The organism is Clostridium sp. UBA1056 (assembly GCA_002316385.1).
Taxonomy (GTDB): Bacteria; Bacillota; Clostridia; order Clostridiales; family Clostridiaceae; genus Clostridium_J.
The window spans coordinates 106,483-116,268 of record DCDL01000001.1 but is presented as its reverse complement, the minus strand read 5'-3'; the positions used below and the strand labels follow the sequence as shown (position 1 = coordinate 116,268).

Genomic DNA, 9,786 nt, shown 5'->3' with positions numbered 1-9,786 from the left:
GAGTGCGATGGGAGTATTAGAGAGGGTAGTCATCGGATAAAATAAAATTAAGATTAACAGGTTACGTGAAATTTGGGAATAAGTCCAATTATATAAAAAAATATATAAATATGTAAGTGGGTTCCGACATAATTATACATAATTTTTAACAAAATGTAAATAAGTATGTATATACCATGTATGTTCATAAGTGTAGTCATTGTAATATTATGTATTTAATATTAATGAAATTAAAATCAGATACAGTTTTTTATAATTATGCTCTATTAAACAGTTGCGAGATAAGGGGCTTTCGCAAAATATATTACTAATCTTATATAAAATATTAAAGATGCACTTTAACAATATAAGTACTCCTTTAATATTTATTTAGATTAGATCACTTTCCGAAAGCCCCTTTATAAAATTTATTTAAGAGTAAGATTTTAAATTATCTACAACGTAGTGAAGGAAGAATTGCTATTATAGAAAGCTCACATAATTTTTAATTTGCAGACTTTCCTTCATAGGCTCTACTGAGTTATTTTTGATGAACAGAGCTTACAGATATTCATGACTTTTCCATCTTCAGACTTTTTAGTCCAAACCAATTTTACGCGCTTTCTACCACATAGAGGGCATGTACCTCTCCATCCAGCAATTTTTTTTATAACCTTACCTCTTTTTTGCTTACCCATTTTTTCATCGCTCCTTTCTTTTAAAATATATTAAATAAAAGGAAAGTTATGACTAAAAAATTAAGATGAACGTATATGTTTGCTCTTTAAACAAGATAAATGCTGGAAACGTAGGTTGTAACCAGCATTTATCTTTTAGAATTTAAAATTAAATGAAAATGTAAAACGTAAAATTTTAATGTAAGTAATATTATATTTTTATTCTAACATAATATATTTAAAATAATTTATCGAAATTAAGTGTTTACAATAAATTTGAAAACTTATTAATTATATGTAAAAAAGTCAATAGTATATGTCTAATTAATTAATGAATTATGTATAATATCCTGTAGAAAAAGTTGAGTACTAAAATGAAATATCGTAGTGGAATAAATATAAAAATTAGATATTTATAATAAATCTTTAAAAATAAATTAAGGTAGCCATAAGCTACCTTTTCTTTCGTATCAGTACATATTGAGAGTGAATTCAATTAAATTATAGACATATAATATATAGTTTATGCATTTTCAAATGGAAATCATTAATTTTGTACAAAAGTTTATAAAATTGACATGTAAGTAATTTTAATATCTAAAGGTTATGCTTATTTGAGTATGTAACATTTAAAAGCATGTCTTTTGATATTTTAACATGTTCAATAATATGGCCAATATTACCTTCATCTGCATACTGTGTCATATCAAAAAAATCATGGTTTATATCTGTCCATAATAATTCATTTTCCTCTCCATGTACATTAAATTCCTTATTTAATCTCCCTACATATACTTCAACATAACAGTTATGTATATGGTAGGTAAAATCAATTAAGTGAGTCAAAATAATATCTTTGTTAGAAATGCCTGTTTCTTCTTCAAGCTCTCTATATGCAGCATCTAATCCATTTTCGTTAATTTCTATCTTTCCACCAACTAAATTAAGCAACCCTTTATAGGGATCTTTTTTTCTTTTACACATTAACAGTTGATCGCAGGTATTATTGTAAACAACTATTATATTATATCCCTGCATGGCTTCTTTTTCTTTTGGATTATTATCGATAACCATATGACTTTTCCCATTCTATCATCATTTCTTTATAGGATTCTTTATGCTTCATTGAAGGGCTTACTAAATAAATTTTTTCAATCTTAAATCACACCTCTCAAAAATTTCTTCCATAAGATATAAGGATGCATGGTTCTTGAATAATATAGGCATTATATTTATTATTCATAACATATTCAGATATTCTTGATTCACCATTTACATACATTTCAGCTTCATGTTCATTTAAACCTCTATTTATCAGAGAATTTATATAGTCTGTTCTTTCATTTTCTGATAACTGCTTATTCCATTGCCAAGCACTAGTAATTGCATCAAATTGCTTGTTATGTTCTTCTTTATTTCCATGGGGATTAATAAATTTAACCCTGTCGTTCATTCTAACCCCAACATCATGTAAGCCTAACTCTTGCATAAATGTAGGGATTTTAACACCTAATCTATAATCTCTTCCACCATTTTCCAATTATTTTCTATACATTTTTCGATGTAAGGTCATCATGTCAAGGGCCATATAATCTAAGCCACTAAAATATTGCCCAGTCTTTTCTATTTCTAAGTCACCCTCCATACAAACAACTAAGCCACCACTTACAACTGATTGTATCATTTTTTCAAGAATGTTCTTTGCATTTGGTATATGTCTTAAAACTGCTTGTGATATAGCTAAGTCATAACTTTCAGTTGGTATATATTCATTCAAATCTGATTTTATAAATTTAGTGATATATCCTGAATTTGCAAAAATATTTTTTGCATCATCTAAAAGGGTATCACTAATATCAATACCTGTATATGTACTTCCTTTAGGTAATATAGGCAATAACAGTAGCCCAATATATCCAAAGCCACAACCAAAATCAATGATATTTACAGGGTTACTAATTTTCCATACTTTTTCTACGAGAAACTCTATATAATCATCATTACACCAACCAGTACGTATAGCTTTTAAAAAGTCTAACCTTCCGTTCCAATATGATTCGCTCATAACTTTACCACCTTCACAGAATAAAAATAATCTTTGAATTAAGTATTCATATATTAACTTTACTATACAATACTACCATTTAATACTATATATTGAAATGGTTTTTACAATTTAAATTTTTAGTTATTGAATGCTTATCAATATAATAATCAATAGAAATTAATTATTGTCTTTTATGAATACCATTTGAAATATACTAAGAGACATTTTTGAAAACTAAATAGGGAGAGTTTCATGGGACATGTTATAATAAGTTTATTTGAAATAATATTAATAAGTAAGATAAAAACTTTTTTTATTTTAGAAAGGAGTGCTTTTAATGGATGACAGTGTTTTATGGTATATGGAGAAACGGATTGATAGAACTATAAAGAATTTAAGTAGAAGAAACATGGAGGGCTTCTTTGTTAAAGATAAAAGTGGGGTAATAGAGCATTTAAAGGAGCTTATAGAAGAAAAATCTACAGTGGGTGTAGGTGATTCTATGACATTATTTGAAACTGGAGTTATAGATTTTTTACGAAAAGGTAATTATAAGTTTTTGGATAAGTACAGGGAAGGCATTACCAGTGAAGAAAAGAAGGAGATCTATATACAAAACTTTTCTGCAAGTACATTTATGTGTAGTACTAATGCTTTAACGGAAGATGGAGAGCTATATAACATAGATGGTAATGGGAGCAGGGTTGCGCCAATGATTTATGGTCCAAAGCAAGTTATTATAATAGCTGGAATAAATAAAATTGTAAGAGATATTGAAGAAGCAGAGAGCAGAGTTAGAAATTATGCTGCTCCTATTGATGCAAAGAGACTAAATAGAGATACACCATGTACAACCTTAGGATATTGTGTAGATTGCAAAAGTCCTAATAGAATATGCAATGATTTCACAATTATAAAAGGTCAGTTTATTAAAAATAGAATTAAGGTAATTATTGTGGGAGAGCAATTAGGTTATTAATAACTTTCATTAATATAGTAAGTATGAAATTAGAGTTACTTATATAATCTGCTTAATCATGGTTTTTATTGAATCCTTATGCTATCTGAGTATAAGGATTTTTCTATGTATAAATTTTGTAACTATATACCTATAACATTACTTTATTGATAAATATATAGACTAGAAAAAGCAATTAGAATGCTCTCTAATTCATCATGTTAGCAATTTTAATATAGTAAATAATATATTTATGGTTATACACTTAAGTGAATAATTTCTCTCTGTATTATTTGAATCTAAAATAGTGAAAATGGAAATTGTATTAAAAATTCAATACAATTTTAGAATAGTAAAACAATATTAAAAATATTCATAATTATATAAAAAAAGATAAAAAAATGTTGCAATTATTCATGAGAGTAGTATAATAATAAGAAATATAAAAATTTAACATTGGAGGTATTAAAATGAAAAACAAGATTAAACTGACATTAAATGAAAATCCAAGCAATTTTATGGGAAGGAAAAACTTTAAACGAAATGTTGCACTATCATGTTTAAGTGTATTTATAGTGGTAAATACATCAACTGGAGTTATTGCCATGACTGCTGATGATATGGACAAAATACCAATTAGTATAGCGTCAGAAAAGAATGGAGAAAATATAGAAACAAAATTAGAACCTTATGGGGCATGCAATGAAAATACTCCTAGTAGTGAAGAGTTTATTAGGGATAAAACATTGGAGGAAGCTAAAGTAGATGATGTCAGCTTAATCAAACCTCAAGAAGAAAAAAGTATAGATACAAATGCAGTTAAAGCTGAGCGCAAATATACATTAAAAGAACTTTCAGCAATGGATTATAAAAAAATGGTTGATACTATTTCAACTTTAGAGTGGACAGATATCGATGGACTATTTAAGTACTCTGCAGACTCACAAGAATTTTATGGTAATAAGGATCGTGTAAAATATATGATAAGTGCTTTAGATGCAAAAGCTAAAACCTTTACAGATACTAATAATAACGGTATCCCTACCATAGTGGAAGTTTTAAGATCTGGATTCTATTTAGGGTATTATAACAATGGATTAAGCTATTTGAATGATAGAAGCTTTAGAGATCTATGTTTACCAGCATTAAATTCAATGCTTGCAAATCCTAACTTTAAATTTGGAAATGAACTGCAAAATGGTGTAATTAAAAGTTTAGGGCTTTTAATTGGAAATACGTCTTGTAATGCAGAAGTAATTAATAAAGCGGCATTGATATTAAGAGATTACAAAATCAATATGGAGACATATGGTGCTGATTTATCAAAGTCTAAGGCTATCTATGAAATAATTAGTGGTATATCCTATTATATAACTTCCACATCATATGAAAAAGATCCTAGCTCAATGCCTTACTATGGTAAAATTGATACCTTCTTAAATGAATTTAAAGAAATAGCATTAATGAATAATGTTAGTAGTGGTAACCAATGGCTAGTTAATAATGCTGTTTATCAAGTAAGTAAGTTAGGTGTTTTCTACAGCAATCCTAAAATGTTTGTTGGAGTATTAACAGATATCATGGACACTGCTCCTAAATATTCAGAGAACTTTTTTATAGCAGCAGATAGAATTGAGCGTTTATATAAAGGTATAAACTCACGTGGAGAAAACATACACTATGCACAACTTCAAGAAGAAGGGCATAAAAAGTATCTACCTAATAAGTATACCTTTGATAATGGTTCAATAGTCATGGAAGTTGGAGAGAATGTTTCAGAGGAAAAAGCAAAAAGACTTTACTGGGCAGCGAAGGAAGTTGAATCACAATTTTTTAGAGTAATTGGAAACGATAAAGCATTAGAAGTTGGGAACGTAGATGATGTTTTAACTATAAAAATCTTCAACTCACCATCAGAATATAGAGTAAATTACTATTTGAATAATGTTAGTACAGATAATGGTGGAATATATATAGAACCTAAAGGAACATTCTACACTTATGAAAGAACTACAGAAGATAGTAGGTATAGCTTAGAAGAATTATTTAGGCATGAATTTACTCACTATTTGCAAAGTAGATATTTAGTTCCAGGTATGTGGGGAAAAGGTCCATTCTATGAAAAAGAAGATTTGACATGGTTTGACGAAGGTTCAGCAGAATTCTTTGCAGGCTCTACGCGTACAGAGGGAGTAAAACCAAGAAAATCTATAGTAAGTGAACTTGCAAAGAATGAAGCTAATAGGTTTACATTAAGTAAGACAGTATCCTCCAAATATAGCGATGGATGGGATTTTTACAATTACGGCTTTGCCCTTGTAAGTTATATGTATAATAAGGATATGTGGTCATTAAATCAAATAAATGATTCTTTAATTAAAAATGATATAACAAGTTATAGAAACCTTATTTCACAATTAAAGGCGGATTCAAATAAAAATAGAGAGTATCAACAATATATGGGACAATTAATATCGGACACAACCATAGGAACCCCATTAGTATCAGATAGCTATACTCAAACTCATGCTAAAAGAACTATGGATGAAATTTCTTCTGACATAGTAAGTGTAAGTGGAATAAGTGGTGTAGCCCAGGAAAAAATTCATTCAAAAGATTTTAATTCCTTTAAAATCTCAGGTAAATATGTAGGCGGAACTTCAAAGGGAAGATTACAGGACACTGCTGAAATGAATCAAAAGGCTAATGAAATGCTTAAAAATCTATCATCAAAAGGGTGGACAGGCTATGAAACCGTAACTTGCTATTTCACTGACTATAAAGTAGTTAACGGAAAATATGAATATAATTTAGTATTTAAGGGACTTTTAAACGATGACTCAGGAGAAGAAAATAAAGTTCCTACTGCCAATATAGATGCTCCAGCCAATGTAAAAGTAAATAAGCTAATTTCATTTAATGGTGGTAAATCTACAGATACAGATGGGTATATAGTATCCTATGCTTGGGACTTTGGAGATGGATCTACAAGCTCAGATAAGAATCCTACTCATGTGTATAAGCAAGAAGGAAATTATGTTGTTACTCTTAAAGTTACAGATAACAGAGGTGCAACTGGAGAAGCAACATTTAATATTAAGATTAATCCAGCCTATGATGCAGGTGGAATAACTTCAGAAGAGGAATCAAATGATACTTATGCTGAGGCTAATGGATTTATAGTTAACGATAAAGATGTAACTGGTACTATAGAAAATGTTGATGATGAAGATATTTTTGTTTTTCAAGTAGATAAAGATAGTAAAATTGATGTAAAAGTCACAGGAAATTCTTCTAAAATAACTTGGGTAGTTGTTAAGGAAAATGACTTAAACAACTATGTTTGTTGGAAGAAATTCATTGAAGGTGATATAAGCAAAGGAAGCTTTAATGCAACTCCTGGAAAGTATTACCTTAAGCTGTATTCATCAGACGAGACTATATCAAATGCAAATTATAGTATAAATATAAAATTTAATACAAACGATAATCCAGAAGTACCAAGTATCACTGAGGAAGTAGAACCAAACAATGATTTTGAATCTGCAAAGGTAGCTATATATAACAATATCGATGCGAAAGGCAACCTAGCTACAGGCTGGGATTCAGATATATTCTACTTTGATGTAGATACTGCATCTAATGTAAATATAAAAATAGGAAGTGCTCAGAAAGAATATACTTGGTTAGTATGTAAATCAGATAACTTAAATAAATATGTTTGCTGGAACCAACGTAACGAAGTAGACGGAAAAAGTGGAAGCTTTCAGGCTACACCAGGTAAATATTTTATCAAACTATACTCTTTAAATAGTTCTAGTAGCGTTGACTATACCATTAAAATTGATGGAATAAGGCAAAAATAATATATAAGTTTTAATAGAACTTCTATGATTAGTTTTACGTAAAACATCATATTCTAATAAATTTTCTTTATTAGATATTATATAAGTATAGATTAAGCTAAATTAGCATAGCGTTCATATTTACCCCAATTAAAGTTTCAACTGCAGTACAAAATTTAAAATGCAGTTGAAACTTTTTTATTATTAAAGGCTTTATATTTTTATAGATAATGCTGTAACATCAGTAAATCTGATGAAAAGACGTTGCATTAAAAACTTTAAAGACTATGATAATTTTAATAGTATCATATATCATTGGTATAGGGATAATTATAAGAAGTATATAAAATAAAAAGAAGTAATAGCTTTATTAATTCTTCTTACTAAAAATATAAGTGACAAAGAATCCTCTATCATCTTGAGTCTCAATATACTTAATTAAATCAAAGGATTTATTTATATATTCTAAATCAGTTGAATAAATCAAATCATCTTTTCTAATTTTAGAATCAGTTTTATGCTTATGTCCAAAACCACAGATAAATAATGTACCATTATCAGTTATATGGTTTCCGATATTCTCAAGTTGATCCTTATTTAACCTATAATGATTAATTAAAATATTATCAAATATACCAATATCATTTAGTGAATCAGGTTTACTTAAATCAACTTGTTTTGTATTAACTGAATAACCTTTTAGATTGACAAAGGTTTCTAAACGAGCAAGTGCATTACTACTAAAGTCAACACCTGTCACATTAAATCCATTCTCAAGGAGAAATAAGGTATTTCTACCATCTCCACACGCAATATCAAGAGCTGAACCCTTCTTAAAGTATTTTATATTTTCCACTAATGATTTTTCGGGATTTAATGGTTTATTACTTCTATTTTTAAATTTTTCATCCCAATATTCAAGATCCCCCATGTACTCCATTTTAGCACCTCCATATTCATAAATTTTTTATATTTAAGTGACTTACTCCCTCAGAAATTTCAATACTCTACATGGATGATTATACTACAATGATTGAAAAGTATGGTATAAATTTTATTGACAACATATCTACCTTGCAATACAATATAGAAAAGAGTATATTGCATTGCAAGATACCATGTAATAAATAATACTATGGAGTAGGTTGGAGAGTGAGTTTATGAAAACAAAACAATATATTAAAGAGGTTAATAAGTTTATTGGTAAGTTAAGTGAAGAAAACGAAAAGAAATTTGAAAATATTTTATTTAGGATTCGATTTTCAAAAATTAATGATCATGATGCTGAAGAATTTATCCATCATTGTTTAGATTTATTTTTACAAGCAGAAGAAGGAGGTATTGCAGTAGAAGACATATTAGGCAATAATGATATAGACTCCTTTTGTGATGAATTTATAGATGAAACCATGGAGGGGTACTCAGCCATAGAGAAAATATACTGGAGAGTTTCTAGATTGCCATTGATAATTTTTATTTTTACAGGAATATTTGAAATGCTTGTGGGATATCTAATTAGAGCTTGGGTAAATGGAAGTAGAGTATTTACAGTACCGGTAACTGTTTCCATGGTAGTAAATACATTTATTGCAATAACACTAACTAGTTATTTATTATCAAATGCAGCTGCGTTAGATAAGCTTTTTTCTGATGATAAAAAAACTGAAATAAAGGTAACCTTTTTATTATGGATAGGTTTTTGTGTACTAATAGCTATATTTGTATTAACTAAATTATTTTTTACAAAGGTACTCTTTGAAATTAATTATCTAATATTCATGGGGATACTTATAATTATTTGTTTCATACAGCATTTCGTTGAAAATAGAAATCAGTAGAAGGAGGAGACCATGAATAATAAATCACAGTTATTAAAAGGGAGTTTGGAGGGCTGTGTTCTTAGAATTATAGACTTAAAAGAAGAGGTTTATGGATATGATATCGCTAGAATCCTAAAAGAAAATGGATTTACTGACATTTCAGAAGGAACTCTATATCCATTATATACACGTCTACAGAAGAATGGTTTCATATCCTCAACTATGAAGGAGTCAACTCTAGGACCAGCTAGAAAGTATTACCGTTTAACAGATAAAGGCCGTGAAGAATTAAAGGATTTTATAGGCACTTGGGAGTATATGAGCAAAAACATTAATGATATAATTAGAGGGAATATAGTTTAAATCCTATGAATACAGCAACTATTTAAAATGTTATCTTTTTAAATAGCTTCATAGGGAAAATGTTAACTTTTTTAAATTTTAAAAAGTTCCATATTTA

The 9,786-nt window shown here is 28.5% G+C and carries 9 protein-coding genes; 4 read left to right on the top strand and 5 right to left on the bottom strand.

Annotated features, from left to right (window positions below; translation table 11 throughout):
• Nucleotides 1-512: 512 nt before the first annotated feature.
• The 4 genes from B3W71_RS00600 to B3W71_RS00585 form a co-directional block, all read right to left on the bottom strand.
• A complete protein-coding gene (locus B3W71_RS00600) occupies nucleotides 513-677 on the bottom strand; it encodes a hypothetical protein (protein WP_346887000.1) in 165 nt (54 codons plus the stop codon).
• Nucleotides 678-1,253: 576 nt separating this feature from the next.
• Nucleotides 1,254-1,730: an NUDIX hydrolase gene (locus B3W71_RS00595; RefSeq protein ID WP_346886999.1), complete on the bottom strand. Its 477-nt coding sequence runs from the start codon at nucleotides 1,728-1,730 to the stop codon at nucleotides 1,254-1,256.
• Between the two features lie 97 nt (nucleotides 1,731-1,827).
• A complete protein-coding gene (locus B3W71_RS00590) occupies nucleotides 1,828-2,196 on the bottom strand; it encodes a hypothetical protein (protein ID WP_346886998.1) in 369 nt (122 codons plus the stop codon).
• Nucleotides 2,197-2,721: a methyltransferase domain-containing protein gene (locus B3W71_RS00585; protein WP_346886997.1), complete on the bottom strand. Its 525-nt coding sequence runs from the start codon at nucleotides 2,719-2,721 to the stop codon at nucleotides 2,197-2,199.
• 319 nt (nucleotides 2,722-3,040) lie between these two features.
• Here B3W71_RS00585 and B3W71_RS00580 point away from each other — a divergent pair, with 319 nt between their 5' ends.
• Together B3W71_RS00580 and B3W71_RS00575 are read left to right on the top strand one after the other, a co-directional pair.
• Nucleotides 3,041-3,682: a lactate utilization protein gene (locus B3W71_RS00580; RefSeq protein ID WP_346886996.1), complete on the top strand. Its 642-nt coding sequence runs from the start codon at nucleotides 3,041-3,043 to the stop codon at nucleotides 3,680-3,682.
• A gap of 449 nt (nucleotides 3,683-4,131) precedes the next feature.
• On the top strand, nucleotides 4,132-7,527 hold the full coding sequence (locus B3W71_RS00575) for a collagenase (RefSeq protein WP_346886995.1): 3,396 nt from the start codon (nucleotides 4,132-4,134) through the stop codon (nucleotides 7,525-7,527).
• Nucleotides 7,528-7,876: 349 nt separating this feature from the next.
• Here B3W71_RS00575 and B3W71_RS00570 read toward each other — a convergent pair whose 3' ends face one another.
• Nucleotides 7,877-8,446: a class I SAM-dependent methyltransferase gene (locus B3W71_RS00570; protein ID WP_346886994.1), complete on the bottom strand. Its 570-nt coding sequence runs from the start codon at nucleotides 8,444-8,446 to the stop codon at nucleotides 7,877-7,879.
• A 220-nt stretch (nucleotides 8,447-8,666) separates the two neighbouring features.
• Between B3W71_RS00570 and B3W71_RS00565 the strand changes: the two genes are divergently transcribed.
• Entirely contained in the window at nucleotides 8,667-9,344 is a 678-nt protein-coding gene (locus tag B3W71_RS00565; RefSeq protein ID WP_346886993.1) for a hypothetical protein, read from the top strand.
• A gap of 12 nt (nucleotides 9,345-9,356) precedes the next feature.
• Nucleotides 9,357-9,689: a PadR family transcriptional regulator gene (locus B3W71_RS00560; protein ID WP_346886992.1), complete on the top strand. Its 333-nt coding sequence runs from the start codon at nucleotides 9,357-9,359 to the stop codon at nucleotides 9,687-9,689.
• Nucleotides 9,690-9,786 lie beyond the last annotated feature (97 nt).